Annotated in this window: 15 protein-coding genes; 7 read left to right on the top strand and 8 right to left on the bottom strand. The window is 72.2% G+C overall.

What is annotated here, in order from left to right:
- Positions 1-55 precede the first annotated feature (55 nt).
- Together VMR86_09780 and VMR86_09775 are read left to right on the top strand one after the other, a co-directional pair.
- Complete coding sequence (locus VMR86_09780) at positions 56-472, top strand: hypothetical protein (protein ID HTO07330.1); 417 nt, start codon at positions 56-58, stop codon at positions 470-472.
- The gene (locus VMR86_09775) at positions 459-848 is read left to right on the top strand and encodes a hypothetical protein (protein HTO07329.1); all 390 of its coding nucleotides are present in this window, start codon (positions 459-461) and stop codon (positions 846-848) included. The genes VMR86_09780 and VMR86_09775 overlap by 14 nt, the downstream gene beginning before the upstream one ends.
- Before the next feature lie 31 nt (positions 849-879).
- On the opposite strand, the gene VMR86_09770 is transcribed toward VMR86_09775, so the two are convergent.
- The gene (locus VMR86_09770; protein ID HTO07328.1) at positions 880-1143 is read right to left on the bottom strand and encodes a hypothetical protein; all 264 of its coding nucleotides are present in this window, start codon (positions 1141-1143) and stop codon (positions 880-882) included.
- Between the two features lie 163 nt (positions 1144-1306).
- Here VMR86_09770 and VMR86_09765 point away from each other — a divergent pair, with 163 nt between their 5' ends.
- The gene (locus VMR86_09765) at positions 1307-1588 is read left to right on the top strand and encodes an Lpp/OprI family alanine-zipper lipoprotein (protein HTO07327.1); all 282 of its coding nucleotides are present in this window, start codon (positions 1307-1309) and stop codon (positions 1586-1588) included.
- On the opposite strand, the gene VMR86_09760 is transcribed toward VMR86_09765, so the two are convergent.
- From VMR86_09760 to VMR86_09750, 3 genes are all read right to left on the bottom strand, one after another.
- Positions 1585-2523, bottom strand: coding sequence for a L,D-transpeptidase family protein (locus tag VMR86_09760; GenBank protein ID HTO07326.1), 939 nt, complete (start codon positions 2521-2523; stop codon positions 1585-1587). The genes VMR86_09765 and VMR86_09760 overlap by 4 nt on opposite strands.
- A gap of 10 nt (positions 2524-2533) precedes the next feature.
- Positions 2534-2695, bottom strand: coding sequence for a hypothetical protein (locus VMR86_09755; GenBank protein HTO07325.1), 162 nt, complete (start codon positions 2693-2695; stop codon positions 2534-2536).
- 95 nt (positions 2696-2790) lie between these two features.
- A complete protein-coding gene (locus VMR86_09750; protein ID HTO07324.1) occupies positions 2791-2982 on the bottom strand; it encodes a hypothetical protein in 192 nt (63 codons plus the stop codon).
- Between the two features lie 125 nt (positions 2983-3107).
- Here VMR86_09750 and VMR86_09745 point away from each other — a divergent pair, with 125 nt between their 5' ends.
- The 3 genes from VMR86_09745 to VMR86_09735 all read left to right on the top strand — a co-directional run bounded on the left by VMR86_09745 (position 3108) and on the right by VMR86_09735 (position 13302).
- Positions 3108-10340 carry a nuclear transport factor 2 family protein gene (locus tag VMR86_09745; protein HTO07323.1) on the top strand — a complete coding sequence of 2411 codons (7233 nt, stop codon included), beginning with the start codon at positions 3108-3110 and terminating at the stop codon, positions 10338-10340.
- A 52-nt stretch (positions 10341-10392) separates the two neighbouring features.
- Positions 10393-12798, top strand: coding sequence for a phosphoketolase family protein (locus VMR86_09740; GenBank protein ID HTO07322.1), 2406 nt, complete (start codon positions 10393-10395; stop codon positions 12796-12798).
- A 69-nt stretch (positions 12799-12867) separates the two neighbouring features.
- Positions 12868-13302, top strand: a complete 435-nt coding sequence (locus tag VMR86_09735; protein ID HTO07321.1) for a cytochrome c — start codon at positions 12868-12870, stop codon at positions 13300-13302.
- A 1-nt stretch (position 13303) separates the two neighbouring features.
- Here VMR86_09735 and VMR86_09730 read toward each other — a convergent pair whose 3' ends face one another.
- From VMR86_09730 to VMR86_09720, 3 genes are all read right to left on the bottom strand, one after another.
- Complete coding sequence (locus tag VMR86_09730; GenBank protein HTO07320.1) at positions 13304-14899, bottom strand: DHA2 family efflux MFS transporter permease subunit; 1596 nt, start codon at positions 14897-14899, stop codon at positions 13304-13306.
- 91 nt (positions 14900-14990) lie between these two features.
- A complete protein-coding gene (locus tag VMR86_09725; GenBank protein HTO07319.1) occupies positions 14991-16028 on the bottom strand; it encodes an HlyD family secretion protein in 1038 nt (345 codons plus the stop codon).
- Positions 16021-16674, bottom strand: coding sequence for a TetR/AcrR family transcriptional regulator (locus VMR86_09720; protein HTO07318.1), 654 nt, complete (start codon positions 16672-16674; stop codon positions 16021-16023). Before VMR86_09720 ends, VMR86_09725 begins: the two co-directional genes overlap by 8 nt.
- Positions 16675-16770: 96 nt before the next feature.
- On the opposite strand from VMR86_09720, the gene VMR86_09715 reads away from it, so the two are divergent.
- Entirely contained in the window at positions 16771-17910 is a 1140-nt protein-coding gene (locus VMR86_09715; protein ID HTO07317.1) for an acyl-CoA dehydrogenase family protein, read from the top strand.
- A gap of 1 nt (position 17911) precedes the next feature.
- Here VMR86_09715 and VMR86_09710 read toward each other — a convergent pair whose 3' ends face one another.
- A complete protein-coding gene (locus VMR86_09710) occupies positions 17912-19138 on the bottom strand; it encodes a phospholipase D-like domain-containing protein (protein HTO07316.1) in 1227 nt (408 codons plus the stop codon).
- Positions 19139-19300: the final 162 nt, after the last annotated feature.

Raw genomic sequence — 19300 nt, 5'->3', positions numbered from 1 at the left:
CAACCACGATGGCGCGGGGGCGCGGCACAAGCAAGCGCGATAATCTGCGCCGATCTTGAAGACCGCTCCCGCTCTGCTGCTGCTGCTGTTGCTGTGCGCGTCGGGCTGCATGATCGGCCGCTACGAGGAAGGCTCGCCGGTCGCGTCCGAGAAGATCCCGGCGATCGTCGTGGGTCAGACCACGAAGAAGGAGATCCTCGACTGGTTCGGCGCGCCGTCCGGCATGGCCGACGCGCAGATGCTCGAGGCGTTCCTCGCCGACCGCGAGCTCACGCCCGGACCGGTCGTGGACCTGCCGTTCGCCGACGTGCTGGTGTTCCGCATGACGCACGGCCGCGTGAAGGGCCTGATCCTGATCCTGTGGAACTGGCTCGACGTGCGCGTCACCAACGACACGCTGGTGGTGTTCTTCGACGCCCAGGATCGAGTGGCTTCCTACGGCTTCCGAAGGGGAAGCGATGACCTGGACTAGGCCGCTCGCGCTCGCGCTCGCAGTCTTTGCCGCGAGCGGCTGCATCGTGCTGCGCAGCTACCAGGGCAACGAGCTGCCGAACGTGAGCGAGGGGGTGCTGGTCCCGGGCACCACCACGAAGGCGGACGTGCTCCGCAAAGTCGGGCCGCCCGACCGCCTCGTGCGCCAGTACGACGGAGACGTGTTCGTCTACGCCTTCACGCGCCGAAACGTGAACAGCCTGATCTTGGCGGAGCCCGTCTTCACCCACACGACGATCTTCGAATACACCAAAGAGCAGGAGAAGAGCGACCGCCTCGTGGTGATGTTCGACCGGGCCGGCTTGCTGGTGAGCGTCGGAGTGCAACACGGCACTCAGTCGCTCGAGCCGTACTGACCTCCCCCCAGAGGTCAGTGAGTCAGAAGAGTTACTTCGGGGGCATCGTCGAGCTGGAAGAAGGCGCCGTGCTCTTCTTCGCGCTCTTGTGGTGCCCCATCTTGCTCATGCAGTGATTGCTCTCGCAATCCGCGTGCTCCTTGCAGTACGCGGTGCGCTCGTCGGCAGTCTTCATGCCTTTCATGGCCTTCACGTGCTCCGCACAAACCGACTTGGCCGGCTTGTCGGCGGCGCCCGCGAAGTTGCCACCTGCCAACACCAGAGCTGCGATCAACAGAACAATGCGAACGGACATCAGTTGGTTTACCTCCGGGCGCTGAGACTTGCGGGTGCGGCGCGTTCATGCATTGAATCACCGTGAGATTTCGCTCATGAAAGAGCGGAGTGCGCGAGCTGCGAGCCCCTGGTACCGTACGTCGAATGCGTATCCGTCAACGGATCGTGAGAAGGAGGCTGCAATGAGCCGAAGCAGGGTCGAGCTCGCGTTCCTGGTGGCAGCGGGTCTCGGTCTCGCCGCATGCGCGACGAGTGGAGACATCGACGCCTTGAACAAGAAGGTCGACGACCTGTCGCGCCGCTTGGACGAGCGCACCGCTGCCGCCGAGCAGCGCGCCGCCGCGGCGGAGCAGAAGGCCGACATGGCCGCGAGCCAGGCGCAGGCCGCCGCGGGTCAGGCCGACGCCGCCGCTCGCAAGAGCGAGGCGATCTTCAACAAGTCGGTCTCGAAGGGCGGCCGCTAGCGCAAGGGCGGCTCGCGCAGCGGCTCGCGCGCGGCGAGGTTTCCGACCCGCACCGGGATGCCGCGCGACTCGCTCACGACCTTCCGCACGTCCGAGCCTTTGATCGAGCCACCGTCGACGATCCCGAGGGCGTCGAAGGCGACGAGCTTCGCGAGCGTGGACGGGAGCGGATCGAAGTCCATGTCGTACGGATCGGGGTGGGCCTCTACCCACACCCCGCCGTCGCGCGCGCCGATCTTCACGCGCTGGTAGATGATCCGCACGGGGGTGCCGATCGGCACCCGGTCGTACAGCGCGCGCATGTCGTGGTTGTAGAGGCGCACACAGCCGTGAGTCGCCTGGCGCCCGATCGACCACAGGTTGTTCGTGCCGTGGACGCCGTAGCTCGTGTTGCCGAGCGTGAGCCAGCGGTCGCCGAGCGGATTGTCGGGCCCCGCGGGCACCACGGCGGGCAGGTCGGGGCGCTCGGCGCGGATCGACTCGGGCACGGTCCAGACCGGATCCACGCGCTTGCCGCCGACCTTGAACTCGCGCACGGGTGTCTGATCCGTGATGTCACCCACCGCGACCGCGAGCACGGTCGGTGAGTTCGGATCCGACGTGTAGTCGTACAGGCGCATCTCCGGCACGTTGATCACGAGCCCCTGGTGGGGGGCGTCGGGCAGCACGTAGTCCGTGGGCAGCCGGACGCGCGTGTTCGCCGGCGGCACCCACACGTCGACGTCGGGATTCAGCGCGGTGAGTGGGATGAAGCCGACGCCGGCGCGCGCCGCGACGTCGAGCAGCGTGTCGTGCTCGTGCGTGTATTCGTAGGACTCCGCGCCCTGAACGGGCGCGAGCTGGGGGAGCGCCGGCAGCTCTGGCTTGCGCGCAGCCAGCAGCCCGATGGCAGCCACCCCCGCGATCCACGGCCGCGCAGTTTCTGCGAAGCTCACGCGGGCGAGTTTAGGCTGCGAGCGCCTCCTCGGTGAGGCGCTGGATCCGGCCGCTGCGCAACATCGAGGCCAGCGTGGCCGCGGCCTCGTCGTCCGTCTCGGCGACCTGCTGAATCACTTCCAGCAGCTCGAGGAGCGTGATGGGTCGTGGCTTTCGGGCGTCGTCGTTCACAGGGTTCCTCCCACGGGAGCTTGCTTCTACAGACGCAATTCCCGGGCCGCCCGTTACGAGTGTGGCCGAAAGCCCGCCCGTCAAGCTGTCACGGGTCAAGTTGCGGCGGGTTTTCGCCCTTCGTCCGGGAGCCGCTCGCTTGGACCCTCGGCGCCCGCCTCGCAATCGAGCCGCCGGGTGAACTCGGCGACTTTGCGTAGCACCTGTGAAAGGTCCTCGTCGAAGCAATAGAAGCCGTCCCCGGCGGCGCAATAGCCCTTCCCGAGTCGGCGGATCAGCGTGGTCATCTCCGCTCGATCGGCCCTTGCCCGGCCGGTCTCAACTCCCCGGTCGGCCGTGGGACCAGGCACGCCAGCAGCCGACTCCCGCGCCGCGCGTGAGTGGCTGCCGGGGCCGCGCGGTACCATGACTTGTGAACTGCGCGAGCTGCGGCCGAGCGAATCGCTCCGGCGCCCGATTCTGCAGTGGCTGCGGGCAGGCGCTCGCGCCCCGCTGCCCGCGCTGCGGGGCCGAGTGCCCGGCCGATGCGCAGTTCTGCGACGCCTGCGGCGCGGCGCTCGGAAGTCCCGCGCCGCCGCCGCTCGAGACCACGGCGCGCAAGGTGGTCACGATCGTCTTCGCCGATCTGGTCGGCTCGGTGGGGCTCCACGAGCGGCTCGACGCGGAGCGCGCCCGCCGCTTCATGGCTCGCTACCACGAGGGAATGACGGCCGTGGTCCGGGCCCACGGCGGGACCGTGGTCCAGCTCCTGGGCGACGGGGTGCTGTGCGCGTTCGGCGTGCCGCGGGTGGGCGAGGACGATGCCATCCGCGGCGTGCGCGCGGCGGTCGCCATGCAGGTGGCTTTTCGCGAGCTCTTGCGCGAGCAGGCCGAGGCCGTGGGCGCCGCGGGCCTGCGCATCGCGGTCAACACGGGCGAGGTGATCGTCTCCGATGACCAGACCAGCGTGACGGGCGATCCGACCAACGTCGCGGCGCGCCTGCAGCAGGAGGCGCGCGATGGCGACGTTCTGCTCGGCGAGGCGACCCGGCGCCTGGTCGCGGGCGAGGTCACGCTCGAGTCACTGGGCAGCTTCGCGCTGCGCGGCCGCGTGGAGCCCGTGTCGGCCTACCGGGTCGTGTCGCTCGAGTCACCCGGGGGAGCCCGGCCGGGGACCAGCTTCGTGGGACGCGAGGACGAGCTGCGCCGCTTGCGCGCCGTGTTCGACACCGCGGTCGCCGCGCCCGGCGCGCGCATGGCCGTGCTGCTCGGCTCACCGGGCCTGGGCAAGTCGCGCTTGCTCGCCGAGTTCGCCCGCCGCGTGAGCGAGCGGGCGACCGTGCTGTCCGCGCGCTGCGACCCGGCGCGAGGCCGCAGCTTTGCGCCCGTGGCCGCGGCGCTGCGCGCCCAGCTCGGGCTCGGTGACGCGCTTGGGCCCGACGACCTTCGCGCCGCGCTCGAGCGCGCCGTGCCCGGCGCGGACGCCGAGCGCGCGCGGCTCGCGAGCGGCCTCGAGGCGCTCTTCGCCGGCGCCCCCGCCTCGCCCGAGGAGACCTTCTTCGTCGTGCGCCGGCTGCTCGCGGGGCTGGCCGTGTCGCGTCCCGTGGTGCTCGCGATCGACGACGTGCAGTGGGCGGAGCCGCTCTTGCTCGACCTGGCCGAGCACCTGGTCGAGTGGTCGAGCGGCGTGCCGCTCCTGGTGCTGCTCGGCTCGCGCCCCGAGCTGCGCGAGCTGCGCTCGTCGCTCGCGACACCAGGCGGTGTCGTGGCCGAGGTGGTGACTCTCTCGGGCCTCGACGCCTCCGCAGCAGCACGGCTCGCGGCCAACGCGATCGGCGCGGACGAGCTGCCCGCGGCGGTGGTCGGGCGCGTGCTCGCCGCGAGCGAGGGGAACCCTTTGTTCGTGGGCGAGCTCGTGCGCATGCTGGTGCAGGACGGCGCGCTGCGGCGCGACGGCGAGCGCTGGATCGTCGGGATCGAGCTCGCCCGGCTCGAGATGCCGCCGACCATCCATGCGCTGCTGGCCGCGCGCATCGAGCGGCTGGCCGCGGACGAGCGCGCGATCCTCGAGCGCGCCGCGGTGGTCGGGCGCCACTTCTCGCGCGCCGCCGTCGCGCATCTCCTGCAGCGCGACCCCGCGGAGCTCGACGCGCGGCTCGAGTCGCTCCGGCGCAGCGAGCTGATCGAGCCCGACAACGGCTGGTTCCTCGGGGAGCCCGGGCTGCGCTTCCACCACGCGCTGATCCGCGACGCCGCCTACCGGCGCGTGCTGCGCCGCACGCGCGCCGAGCTGCACGAGCGCCTGGCGGAGTGGATCGCCGCGCAGGCGGGCGAGGCGCGCGAGCACGCCGAGCGGATCGGCTTCCACCTCGAGCAGGCGCACGCGCACCTGCGCGAGCTGGGCCCGCTCGACTCGCACGGCGGGGCGGTCGGCGCGCGCGCGGCGCGGCACCTGGGGGGCGCCGGGCGGGCGGCGCTCGCGCGCGACGAGCTGACGCTCGCGGCCGACCTGCTCGGCCGCGCGCTCGGCTGTCTCGATGCCGACGACCCGGCGCGCGCCGAGCTCGCGCTCGACTGGTGCGAGTCACTGCTGGCGGCGGGCGAGGTCGCTTCGGCCAGCCGCGCGGTCGCCGAGCTCGCGCGCTTCGCCCCGAGCTCCGAGCGCCTGCGCGCCTGGCACGCCTGCTTTGCCGCCGAGCTCGCGGTGCTCACCGACCCCGAGGCGCTGCGCGCCGCCGCGGAGTCGGCCGAGGCGGCGGCGGCCGCGCTGGCTGCGGCGGGCGACGTCGCGGGCGAAGCCAAAGCGCACTCGGTGCACGCCACGGCCCTCGCGCGGCTGGGTCGGATCGGCGCCTCTGAGGCGGCGCTCGACCACGCGCTCGCGGCGGCGCGCCGCGCACAGGACCGGCGGCGCGCGAACAGCGTGCTGGCCGGCGCGCCGGTCGCCGCCCTGTACGGCCCGAGCCCCGTCGCGCGCGCCAGCGGTCGCTGTCTCGACGTGGTGCGCGTGCTGCGAATCACTCAGGGGGCGCCGGTGGTCGAGGCCGTCGCGCTGCGCTGTCAGGCCGTGCTCGAGGCGCTGCGCGGCCGCGCCGACGCCGCTCGGCGCATGATCGGCGCGGCGCGCCGCACGGTCGAGGAGCTCGGGCTCGCGCCGCAGCTGCTCGAGGTCGAGTTCTTTGCGGGCTACATCGAGCTGCTCGAAGGGGAGCCCGAGGCCGCGGCGCGCTGCCTGTCGGTGGCCTACGAGGGGCTGCGCGAGCACGGGCTCGCGATCGACGCCGCACGGGCGGCGGCGCTGCTCGCGCGCGCGCGTCTCGCGCAAGGCGATGCGATCGGCGCCGAGGTGTTGAGTCAGGAGAGTGAGCGGCTCGCCGGCGACGACCTGCAGGCCGCGATCGCCTGGCGCGGCGTGCGTGCGGAGGCGCTCGCCCGGCGCGGAGAGCACGCCGCCGCCGTGGAGCTCGCGCGCGCGGCCGTCGAGATCGCCTCGGCCACCGACGCGCTGCTGCATCACGCCAACGCGCGCCGCGCGCTCGCGACCGCGCTGCGCGCGGCTGGCCGCGGCGCGGAGGCCGACGCCGAGGACGCGCGCGCGGTCGAGCTCTGGGAGGCCAAGGGCGCGACGCTGCTCGCCGAGCGTGCCGGGCGCCTGGCGCGCGTCGATCCGCTCGCGCAGCCCCGACGAGTGAGTGACCACGCCGCGGCCGCGCAGCGGACCCGGCTCGGCCCACGCACGCTCGCCGTGCTGGGTGACTCGCTCGAGCTCGCCCGGGGTCTCGAGCCGCACGAGCTCGTGTTGTCCGAGGTCGACGCGAACGGGCGGGCGCGCGACGAGGTCATCGCGTCCGAGAAGCTCGGCGAGGCGATCGCCCGACTCTACGAGCGCTACGCCGAACGGCTGCCCGCCGGGCCTGCCCGGTCGAGGGCCGCAGCCACGGCGCGCGCGGTCGCTGCGCTGTTCGGGCCGGCGGATCCAGACCTCTGGGCGCCGGCCTTCGCTCCCGGGATCGAGTTCATCGACACGCGCACCGTCGGCCCGGGCCGGGTGCGCGGGCTCGAGGCGGTGCTGCAGAGCATCCGCGCGCTGTTCGAGCTGTCGGCGAGCTTCAGCGTGCAGGTCGTCGACCTCTGGGCGCTGCGCGCCGACGCGCTCGTGGTCGGCTGGGCCAACTCCGGTGAACGGCGCGACGGTGGCGGCGGCTTCGAGCGCGATCTGTGTCAGCTCTTCGCGTTCGGACCCGACGGCCGCTTGGAGCGCTGGGAGCAGTTCGACGCCGGGAGTCAGTCCGAGGCGCTCGCGCGCTTCGCCGCGCTTCCCGAGCTGCGGGTCGACGCGCCGATCGTCCGAGCCAACGCCGCGACGGCGTATCAGGAGCGGGTCGTCGCCGCGATCCGCGCGCGCGATCTGGACGCGCTATCGAGTCTCCTGGCCGACGACATCACCAACGTCGATCACGTCGGGGTCGCGACGACCTACGACAGAGAGCGGCTGCTCCAGGGCTGGCGGGCGATGTTCGAAGAAGGCGCGAGCGAGGTGAGCTATGACTCTCTCGCCAGCCTCGGTGACTCGCTGACGCTGGGCCGGCAGGCATACGCGTTCGACGGCTCCTCGACTCGCGACCTCGAGTTCGGTCCCACGACACACGAGAGCCTGGTGTTGGTCGAGGTCGACGAGCGGGGGCGAGCCGTGCGCTCCGAGGTGTTCATGCCCCAGAACCTCGGCGACGCGATCGCGCGCCTCTACGAGCGCTACGCGGAGCTGGCGCCCGATGGACCGGAGCGAGCCCGGGCGGCGGCCACCGCGCGCTCGGTCTCTGCGCTGCCGTGGCGTGGCCGTCTCGACCTGGAGCGCTACGCGTCGAGCTTCTCACCGGAGGTCCGGCTGCTCGACCACCGGACGGTGGGCGCGGGCGTCGTGACCGGTGCCGAGGCGGTGACTCGCGCGATTCGAACGCTGCTCGAGCTCTCGGCCGAGCTCAGCGCGCAGGTCCCGCGCGTGATCGGAGTACGGCCCGATGCGCTGCTGGCGCTGCACGTGACGTTCGGCCGCGATCTCGTGAGCGGGGGCGAGTTCGAGCGCTCGGCCGTCATGCTCTGGCAGTTCGGAGCCGACGGGCGACTGACCCGGTTCGAGCAGTTCGACCTGAGCCGCGAGGCGGAAGCGCGCGAGCGGTTTCTGGCGCTCGGAGGCGCGAGTGACTCGAGCTCCGTTCCCCCAGCCAACGCGGCCACGCGCGCGCTCGAGCGCTTCGAGCGCGCCTGGAACGCGCGCGACTGGCCGGGAGTGGCGGCGAGCTACGCGCCGGGCCACGCCATGGACGACCGCCGGCGGCTGTTCCGCATGCAGGTGGAGAGCGCGGACTTCGTCGCGAACGAGCGGCACCTGTTCGAGCTCGAAGGCAGCCGCTGGCAGAGCGAGCGGGTGGCGACGCGGGGCGAGCGGCTGGGTCTCTTCCGCGTGCGTTTCGGCGCGCGCGCCGGGAGCGGCGGCGGCCCGAGCGCGGTCGAGGCGCTCGACGTGATCGAGGTGGACGCCCTGGGGCGGCGCCGCGCGCTGGTCGTGTTCGACTCCGATGCCCTGGACGAGGCGCTTGCGGAGCTCGGGCGGCGACACGCGCTCGGTGAGTCACTTGGCGGAGGGGCTCCGGTCCTGCGCATCGAGAACGCCGCGAGCCGCTCGCTCGAGAGCTTCGGTCGCGCGTGGGAAGCGCGCGACTGGACGGCCTGCGTCGCGCTCATCGCGCCCGACTTCCGCTGCGAGGACCGCCGCGGCCTGATGCAGCTCGAGCTCGATCGGGCCCAGTTCCTGGCGTTCATGCGCGAGCTGTACGACACGATCGAGAGTCAGCTTCCCAACGTGATTCTCGCCACCCGAGGCCAGCGGCTGGCGCTCGCCAGGCTGCGCTACTCGGGCTCCGGAGACACCGTGGGCGCCAGCGAGTCGGAGAATCTCGCGGTGGTGGAGGTCGACGAGCACGGCCAGCGGACCGCGATGGTGCGCTTCGATTCCGAAGAGCTCGAAGAGGCGTACGACGAGCTCGAGCGCCGCTACGCGTCGGGCGAGGCCGCGCCGTTCCCCACCACCCGCGACACGCTCCGGCGGCTCGAGAGCGCGACGGCGGCGCGCGATTGGAGCGCGCTGGCTTCCGTGTTCGCGCCCGACCTGGTGTTCCACGACCACCGGCCCATGGGCTTCGGCACGCTGCGCTCGCGCGACGAGTATCTCGCACACCTGCGCGAGCTGTTCGAGCTGGCGCCCGACGTGCGCTCGCGCGCGGAGCACGTGCTCGAGCTGGACGAGAGGGGGGTGCTGAACGTCGGTCACTGGCAGGGCACGCGCGACGGCGGTCCGTTCGAGATCGCGGGGGCCAACCTGCTCGAGCTGGACGGCGCGGGCCGGATCTGGCGCTGGGACGCGTACGCGCTCGAGCAGCTCGAGCTGGCCCGCGCGCACTTCGCGGAGCGGCGAGCGGTCCCGGGGCAGGTGGCGCCGAACGCCGCCTGGCACTTCACCGGACAGCGGCTGGCGCGGATCGTTCCCGCCGGTGACTGGGACGCGCTGCGCGCGCTCGTGACTCCCGATTTCGTATTCGACGACCGGCGCAGACAGGCGCTGGTGCGCGGGGACGTCGAGACCTACGTGCGCAACCTGTCGGTGGTGCGCTCGTGGGGCGAGATCGCGCTGCAGCGCGAGCTGCTCGCCACCAGCGGCCAGCGTCTCGCGCTCGAGCGCCTCCGCTACAGCGGCGGGGCCGGCGAAGGCGCGTTCGAAGGCGAGTTCCTGCGCCTGGTCGAGCTCGACGCGGGCGGTCGGCTGCGTGGCTTCGTGCACTTCGACCCGGAGGACCGGGCCGCCGCGCAGGCGGAGCTCCGGGCTCGCGCCGAGCCCCCGCAGCGTGCGATCGAGCGCTTCGCCAGCACCAACCAGGCGACGGTGGCTCTGGACCGCTTGCTCGCCGCGCTCGCGGCGAGTGACTGGCGCGGCGCTCGCCGGCTGTGCGCAGGCGGCGCGGAGCTCGAGCGGGGCCTGGCCGAGCTCTGCAAGCGCGTCGAGTCGGGCGCGGTCCGCGCGCGCACCTTGGTCGGCGCCGCCGACCCGCGTTCCGCGGTCGAGCTGCTCCGCGGGGACAGCGCAGAGTCACTGTGGATGCTCGAGCTCGACGCGGAGGGTCGCATCGCGCTGCTGCGCGAGTTCGCCCCGGACGAACGCCCCCGCGCGCTGCGCGAGCTGCGCGACCGCCTGTGCGCGCGCGACCCGGTCGCCGCGGCGGTGCTCGCGCCCGGGATCGAGCTCGCCGACGCGCTGGACGCGCGCGACTCCGTGCGGGTGCGCGCGGTCCTGTCGGACGACTTCGTGCTCCTGGATCACCGGCGCATGCGGCTCGGGCTCTTGGAAGGGCCCGCCGCCTACGCGGAGAGCGTCGCGGTGATGGCCGAGCTCGCCTCGCGCGTGCGCGTGGTCACGCCCTTCCGGCTGGCGCTCGAGCCGCACGGGGTGGTGAGCGTGGTCCAGGTCTCGGGGACGCTCGTGCAAGGCGGAGAGTTCGAGGGGAATCACCTGGCGCTCATGACCGTCGCGGCGGGCCGGATCACGCGCATCGAGTTCTTCGAGCCCGACGACGCCGAGCACGCCGTCGCGCGCCTGGCCGAGCTCCGCGCCTGATCGAAGCGCCTGGCATCCGTCTTGCGTCCCAAGCTGGAGAAGGAGTCATTCCATGGGCCCGCTCTCGGACGAGTCGCTGCACCGGCTGGACGCGCTCTGGCGCGCCGCGAACTACCTCTCCGTCGGACAGATCTACCTGCTCGACAACCCGCTGTTGCGCAAGCCGCTCGCGCGCGAGCACATCAAGCCGCGGCTGCTCGGCCACTGGGGCACCACGCCCGGGCTGAACTTCGCGTACCTGCACCTGAACCGGCTGATCACCGAGCACGACCTCGACATGCTGTTCGTGACCGGTCCCGGTCACGGCGGCCCGGCGCTGATCGCCCAGGCGTATCTCGAGGGCACCTACAGCGAGGTCTACCCGGACGTCAGTCCCGACGAGGAGGGCATGCGCCGTCTGTTCAAGCAGTTCAGCTTCCCGGGCGGCATTCCGAGTCACGTGGCGCCCGAGACACCCGGCTCGATCCACGAGGGCGGTGAGCTCGGTTACTCGCTGGCCCACGCGTTCGGCGCGGCGTTCGACAACCCCGACCTGATCGCGGCATGCGTGGTCGGCGACGGCGAGGCCGAGACCGGGCCGCTCGCGACCGGCTGGCACGGGAACAAGTTCCTGAACCCGGCGCGCGACGGCTGCGTTCTGCCGATCCTGCACCTGAACGGCTACAAGATCGCCAACCCCGCCTTTCTGGCGCGCATCCCGAAGGCCGAGCTCAGCAAGCTGCTCGAGGGCTACGGCTACGCGCCGTTCTTCGTCGAGGGTCACGAGCCGGAGCTCGTGCACCGGCAGATGGCCGAGACACTCGAGCGCGTGCTGGCCGAGATCCGGCGCATCCAGGCCGACGCGCGCGAGCGCGGCCAGGGGGCGCGGCCGATCTGGCCGATGATCGTGCTGCGCACGCCGAAGGGCTGGACCTGTCCGCGCGAGATCGATGGCAAGCTGTGCGAGGGCTACTGGCGCAGTCACCAGGTCCCGATGAGTGACATGGACCGGCCCGAGCACGTGGCCGTGCTCGAAGGCTGGATGCGCAGCTACCGCCCCGACGAGCTGTTCGACGCGGCGGGCCGGCTCGTGCCCGAGCTCGCCGCGCTCGCGCCCAAGGGCGAGCGCCGCATGAGCGCGAATCCGCACACCAACGGCGGGCTCCTGCTGCGCGACCTGCGGCTGCCCGACTTCCGCGACTATGCCGTCCCCGTGCCGAAGCCCGGCGCATCGAGCGCCGAAGCCACGCGCGTGCAGGGCGAATTCCTGCGCGACGTGATGGAGCGCAACCTCGAGAGCCGGAACTTCCGCGTATTCAGCCCCGACGAGAACAACTCGAACCGCTGGCAGGACGTGCTCGAAGCCACCGACCGCTGCTTCGTCGCGGAGATCCGGCCCGAGGACGACCACCTCTCCCCCGACGGGCGCGTGATGGAGGTCTTGTCCGAGCACCAGTGTCAGGGCTGGCTCGAAGGCTACCTGCTGACCGGCCGCCACGGCTTCTTCAGCTGCTACGAGGCCTTCATCCACATCGTCGACTCGATGTTCAACCAGCACGCCAAGTGGCTGAAGGTGTCACGGCAGATCGCGTGGCGGCGGCCGATCGCCTCGCTGAACTACCTGCTGAGCTCCCACGTCTGGCGCCAGGACCACAACGGCTTCAGTCACCAGGACCCGGGCTTCATCGACCACGTGGTGAACAAGAAGGCCGAAGTGATCCGCGTCTACCTTCCGCCCGACGCGAACACGCTGCTCTCGGTCACCGATCACTGCCTGCGCAGCCGCAACTACGTGAACGTGATCGTGGCCGGCAAGCAGCCCGCGCCGCAGTGGCTCGACATGGATCAGGCCGTGAAGCACTGCAGCGCCGGGATCGGGATCTGGGACTGGGCGAGCAACGACCGGGGCGGCGAGCCCGACGTGGTGATGGCCTGCTGCGGCGACGTTCCGACGCTCGAGACACTCGCGGCGGTGGACTTGGTCCGCCGCCACCTGCCCGAGCTGAAGGTGCGCGTGGTCAACGTCGTGGACCTGATGCGCTTGCAGCCGGCGGAGGAGCATCCACACGGGCTCAGCGACCGCGAGTTCGACGTGCTGTTCACCCGCGACAAGCCGATCATCTTCGCCTTCCACGGCTACCCGTGGCTGATCCACCGACTCACCTACCGGCGCACGAATCACGAGAACCTGCACGTGCGCGGCTACAAGGAGGAGGGCACCACGACCACGCCGTTCGACATGGTCGTGCGCAACGACCTCGACCGCTTCCACCTGGTGAACGACGTGATCGACCGCGTGCCGCAGCTCGGCGCGCGCGCCGCCTACGCGAAGCAGGCGATCCGCGACCGGCTGATCGAGCACCAGGAGTACATCGAGAGGCACGGCGAGGACCTGCCCGCGATCGCGAGCTGGCGCTGGGGCGATCTCGCGGGCTCCGCCGGCACGCGGGCGAGCTCGACGGAGTCCGACAACGTGTGACGATTCGCGCCGCCGCCGCGGCGCGATGTCTCACTCGCGCTGCGCCAGGCGGCTGCTACGATCGGCGTCATGTCGAGAAGCTTCGTCTGGCTGGGGGTCGCGACGTTCCTGTGCTTCGGTCTGGTCGCGCGCGCGGGTGAGTCGGAGGACATCGCCGCGGGCCGCGACCTGTTCGAGCAGCACTGCGAGCTGTGTCACGGCGCCGAAGGACGCGGCGACGGTCCGCTCGCGGACGAGCTCCGCGTCGCTCCCGCGGACCTGACGCACATCTCGCAGCGGCGTGGTGGTGAGTTCCCCGAGGTCGAGGTGCGCGAGATCATCGACGGCCGGCGCATCGTGCACGGGCACGGCAAGAGCGACATGCCGATCTGGGGCCGCGCGCTCGGCGGCGGCGCCGCCGCCGGCGCGGCCAAGGAGGCCGAGGTGAAGCGCAAGATCGACCAGCTCGTGGTCTTCCTGCGCTCGATCCAGTCGCGCTCGCCCGCCACGGTGGGCCAGCGCTGAGTCAGTGCGCGGCGGCCGAGGACGCCTGCGGCGCGCCCGGGCCGGCGCCGGGCGGGCGCCGCAAGAGCGGCACGAGCGGCGCCAGCACCGCGAAGACGCCGAGCACGACCCAGTAACAATCGCGGAACGCGAGCACCGCCGCCTGACGCGAGACGATCAGGTCGAGCGTGTGGCGCGCGGCGTCCATGGCGCTGGTCGGGTCGAGCCCGCGCTGCACCAGCACGCCGGCGATCCCCGCCAGCCGCTCCTGGGTCGCCATGCTGAACGGCGAGACACTCTCGGACAGATAGGCGTGGTGCAGCACCGCGCGGTGATCGACCAGGGTCGCGAGCACGGCGATGCCGAGGCTCCCGCCGACCTGGCGGAACAGGTTGTAGAGCCCCGCTCCCTGCAGCATGTCCTCGGGCGGCAGGCTGCGCAGCGTGGCGAGCGAGAGCGGCACGAACATCAGCCCGAGCGCCACGCCGCGCGTGATCTGCGGCCAGAACAGGTCGGCCTCGCCGCTCTGCAGCGTCCAGTGACTCATCGCCCACAGCGTGGGCACGAAGATCGCGATGCCGGTCGCGAACAGCGGCGCGGGCCCGAAGCGCCACACCACGCGGCCCGCGATCGGCATGACCAGCGCGGTCGCGAGCGACGACGGAGCGATCGCGAGGCCCGACTGCCACGAGCTCCAGCCCAGCACCTGCTGCGTGAACAGCGGGAACAGGAACACGCTGCCGTACAGGCCCACGCCCATCATCGCGCCGTAGATCGAGCCGATCATGAGTGACCGGTGGCGGAACACGCGCAGGTCGACCACCGGATGCTCGTGGTGCAGCTCGTGCCACACGAAGTACGCGAGCGATGCCACGCAGGTCACGGCCAGGAACGTGATGAAGTCACTCTCGAACCAGTCGAGCCGGTTGCCGCGCTCGAGGAAGGTCTGCAGCGCGCCCACGCCGACCACCAGGAGGACGATGCCCCGCCAGTCCACGCCCTCCACGCGGCGCACGAACTTGGGCTCGGGCAGGTAGCTCCAGCACAGGAACGCCGCGATCAGGCCGAGCGGAATGTTCACGTAGAAGATCCACGGCCAGGACCACTGGTTGGTGATCCAGCCGCCCAGCGTCGGGCCCAGGCTCGGGCCCAGCGTCGCGCCCATGCCGAACAGCGCCTGGCCGCTGCCCTGACGCTGGGGCGGGAACGACTCCATCATGACCGACTGCGAGGTCGACAGCAGCGCGCCGCCGCCCATGCCCTGGATCACTCGGAACACGACCAGCTGGGGCAGCGTGTGAGACAGTCCGCACAGGAACGACGCGGCCGTGAAGATCAGGATCGAGCCCACGAAGTAGCGCCGCCGGCCGAAGCGGCCCGACAGGAAGCTCGTCATCGGAATCACGATCACGTTGGCGATGATGTAGCTCGTCACCACCCACGAGATCTCGTCCACCGTCGCACCCAGGTTGCCCATCATGCTGGGCAGGGCGACGTTCACGATCGACGAGTCGAGGATCTCCAGCACCAGCGCCAGCATGACCCCGATGAGCATGAGGGTCTTGCGCAGATCCATGCGGAACTCGTCCGGGATCGGGAGCGTGGGTAGGGTGCCCACGCGATCATCGGACGTGGGTAGGGTGCCCACGCGATCATCGGACGGGGCGCGGAGCGTGGGTAGGGTGCCCACGCGACCATCGGACGGAGATTCAGCGGAGGCGGACACTCACGCTCACCGAGAGCCCGACCGAGAGCGGTTCGGCCGGGCCCGAGGCGACGTCCGCGGCGCCCGCTGGCTCGGGGTCGAGCGCGATGCGCACCGGGATGCGCTGCACCACCTTGGTGAAGTTGCCCGTGGCGTTGTCGGGCGGCAGCAGCGCGTACTTGGCGCCGGTGGCCGGCGAGATCGACTCGACGTGACCGCGCCACACGTGGTCGGGGAAAGCGTCGACGCGGATCTCGACCGGATCGCCGGGGTGCATGCGCCCGACCTGGGTCTCCTTGAAGTTGGCGGTGACCCAGTTGCCCTCGCGCGCGGTGAGCGCGAACAGCGCCTGGCCGGGAGACACGTTGGCGCCCAGCTCGACCGACCTGCGGCCCACGTCGCCGTCGAAGGGCGCGCTGATCGTGGCGTGCGAGAGCGCCAGCTCGGCCTCGCGCAGCGATGCCTCGGCCTGCAGGACGGGCGCCGCGTTCACCACCGACGCGCGCTCCGCGAGCTCGCGCTGCTCGGCCGCGTGCAGCTCGGCCATCGCCGCGTCGCGCGCTGCGACCGCGGCGTCGAGCTGGTTCTGACTCGAGACCTTGCGCTCGAACAGACCCTTCGCGCGCTCGAGCTCCTGCTCGGCGTGTTTCACGCGCACCGCGGCCCCACGGGCCTGCGCGGCAGCGGCCTCGGCGGCGGCCTGTGACTGGGCCATGCGGTTCTTCGCGGCCTCGACGTCGGCTCTGGCATGGGCCACGCGCGCCTCGAAGTCCGCGGGGTCGAGCTGCACGAGCGGCTGGCCGGCGCGCACGTGCGAGTTCTCCTCGACGAACACCTGACTCACCTGGCCGGCCACGCGCGGCGAGATCAGCACCATGTGGCCCTCGACGAAGGCGTCGTCGGTGCTCTCGCGCCCGCGCAGGGCCACGAACCAGTAGCCGATCGCGGCCAGCACCAGCACCAGCACCGCGGCGCCCACGCCCTCGCGCAGGCCGACCTTCAAGCGGCCGCGTTCGCGTCCTTCGAGCGCCGCCTCAGCCACGAGTCACTCCGCGCTTGCGCGCCGCCGGCTCGCGCACGCCGTCGAGGAAGATCGAGGTGAAGCTCTCGGCCACGCGCTCCGGGTCGTAGTGCACGGGGTCCTTCTGGCCGAACACGGTGCGCGCGATCAGGTGGTCGGCGACCATGCCCACGAACGCGCGCGCCGCGAGCACGGGCTCCAGGTCGCGGAACTCGCCGTCGCGCGTGCGCTGCGCGATGTAGCGGGTCAGGAACTCGCGCACGCGCCGCATGCGCTTCTCGTAGAAGGGGCGCGCCATCTCGTGCCCCTCGAGCGCGGAGTAGAGCAGGAGCCGCAGGAACGACGGGTCGGACTCGACGCTCTCCAGGATCGCGACCGCGAGTGTCTGGAACACTTGCCGGTCGTCGCGCGCCTGCGCGAGCGGCTCCACGCCGTCGATCGCCATGGGCACGGTCATGCGCGCGTCCAGGATGGCGGCGTAGATCGCCTCCTTGCTGGGGAAGTGCCGGTAGAGCGCGGCCTCGGTGATGCCGACCGCGTTCGCGACGTCGCGCGTGGTGGTGCCGCGGAAGCCGCGCGTGCCGAAGCAGCGCGCGGCCTCGCGCAGGATCTGGCCGCGGCGCTCTTCGGAGGTAGGCCGCGGCCGGCGCGCGGCACGCGCGCGCACGGCGCTGGCTCGAGGGGTGGCTCGCATCTAGTAAACGTTTACTAACAAGATTCCGGCGCCCGGTCAAACGCGCGAATTCGTGTAGATTGCGCGCCCATGAGTGTCAGCGACGCCGAGCCCGCAGCGCTGCGCGCCGCGCGCGAGTTGGCCGGCGAGGTGCGCGCCGCGGCGGCGGAGGCCGAGGCCGCGCGCACGCAGCCGGCGGCGCTGATGCGCAAGCTCGCCGGCGCGGGCGTCATGGGCATCTGCGTGCCGGCGCGCTTCGGCGGCAGCGAGCTCTCCCCAGCGGACGTGCTGCGCGTGATCGAGGAAGTGTCTCGCGCAGATGGCGCGGCCGGCTGGTGCGTGATGATCGGCGCGACCACGGGCGTGCTCGCGGCGTCCCTGCCCGAGGCGCAGGCAGCGCAGATCTACGGCGCGAATCCGGCCGTGATCACCGGCGGCGCGGCCGCGCCGCTGGGCCGCGCGCGCGCCGTGCCGGGCGGACACGAGGTCAGCGGCCGCTGGCCGTTCGGCAGCGGGTGTCTGCACTCGGACTGGCTGGTGGGCGGCACGGCGCCCGACGCGGCGGGTGAGTCGCGGCTGTTCTTCTTCGCGCGCGACCAGGTGCGCGTGCTCGACACCTGGTACACGGGCGGGCTGCGCGGGAGCGGCAGTCACGACTTCGAAGTGACCGACGCCTTCGTGCCCGACGGCCGCTCGCTGGTGATCGGCGAGCCGCCGCGCTGCCCGGGGCCGCTGTACCGGTTCCCGACCTTCGGGCTGCTCGCGCTCGGCGTGTGCGCAGTCACGCTGGGCATCGCGCGCCGCGCGCTGGACGAGCTGGTCGCCCTGGCGGGCGCCAAGGTGCCCACGGGCAGCGGGCGGAACCTGGCCGCGCGCGCGGTCGTGCAGCGCCAGGTGGGCGAGGGCGAGGCGGCGCTGCGCTCCGCGCGCGCCTACGTGTACGACGCGGTCGGCCAGGCCTGGCAGATCGCCCAGCGCGGCGAGTCACTGCCGATCGAGACGCGCGCGGACCTGCGGCTGGCGGCCGCGAACGCGGCCTGGAGCGCCGCCCGCGCCGTCGACCTGGCCTACCACGCCGCCGGCGGCACTTCGGTCTACGACGCGAGTCCGCTCTCGCGCTGCTTTCGCGACGTGCACGTCGCCACCCAGCACATCATGGTCGCGCAGCCGATCTTCGAGCTCGCGGGCCGCGTGGCGCTCGGTCTTTTGGTGGAACGCGGCGCGCTGTGAGTCACACCCAGCGCAGGACGACGGCCCAGAAGCGGTCGCGCATGCGCTCGAGCCAGCTCCGGCGGCCCAGTGACTCGAGCGTGACCTCGCGCGCCTGCGCGATGTCGGCGTCGAACAGATCGATCGTGCGCTTGGCGACGTCGGCGTCCTCGATCACCAGGTTCACTTCGTAGGAATGCTCGAAGCTCTGGCGGTCGAGGTTCGAGGTGCCCACCGCGCACCAGTCGCCGTCGAAGCAGGCCAGCTTGGCGTGCATCATGGCGGCGTCGTACTCGAACACCCGCACCCCGCAGGCGAGCAACCCCGGGAGCACGGCGCGCGTGGCCCGCATGAGCGAGGGATGGTCGGTGCGCGTGCCCGCGAGCAAGAGAGTGACGCTCACGCCGCGCGCGCTGGCCGCGGCGAGCAGCTCCAGCACGCGGCGGCCGGGCGCGAAGTAGGGCGAGACCAGCCGCACCGCTCCCTGCGCGTGCTCGAGCGCTGCCAGCAACAGGTCGCGCGTGCGCCGGCGGCGGTAGGTCGGGCCGTCGGCCAGCACGGCGCAGCGCACGTCGCCGGCCGGGGCGGGCGCGCGCTCGAGCAGTGAGTGCCAGGCGACCTCGGGCCCGTCGGCGCGGAACCAGCTCTCGAGGAACACCGCCTCGAGGTCGCGCACGCACGGGCCCTCGACGCGCACGTGCGCGTCGCGCCACTCCTCGCCCGAGGGCTTGCGGCCCAGGCCCGAGATGTACTCGTCGCCGATGTTGAGCCCGCCCATGAAGGCCACGCTGCCGTCGACCACCAGGATCTTGCGGTGGTCGCGGCGGCGCGGCGCGAAGCGCGGCCACAAGCGCACGATCGGGTTGAAGGCGATCGCCTGTCCGCCCGCGGCGCGCAGCGGCTCGAGCGCCGCGTCGTCGAGCCCGAACGAGCCGAGCGAGTCGTAGAGCACCCGCACCTCGACGCCGACCGACGCGCGCTCGGTGAGCGCGGCGAGAAACTCGCTGCCGATCTCGTCCGTGCGCAGGATGTAGGTCTCCAGGTGGATGCGCCGGCGCGCGCGCTCGATCGCGGCCAGCATGGCCTGCAGGCCGACGCGCCCGGTCTCGTACAGGTCGACCCGATTCCCGTCCGTGAAGCGCAGCTCCCGCGTGCGCACGAGCTCCGCGATCGCGCGCGGGCGCGGCACCAGGCCATTGCGGCGCAACGGCGAGCGGAGACGCTGGCGGCGGCGTTTGCCCCGGGACACGCGCAGAGCTTAGCCGGCGGGCTCGGGTGATCGAGGTCACTCAGGCGCTCCCGCGGGCGCCGATCGAACAGGCGACGGGTCACTCCTCGGAAAACGGGGAAGGGGCGGCGCTCGGGGGGCCGGGCGCCGCCCCGATACGTCGTCCGCACGCTTCCCGAGTAG

It is taken from the genome of Myxococcota bacterium, from assembly GCA_035498015.1.
Classification (GTDB): domain Bacteria; phylum Myxococcota_A; class UBA9160; order SZUA-336; family SZUA-336; genus VGRW01.
Note: the sequence above shows the minus strand (reverse complement) of the source record. Positions and strands in the feature narration are given on the sequence as shown.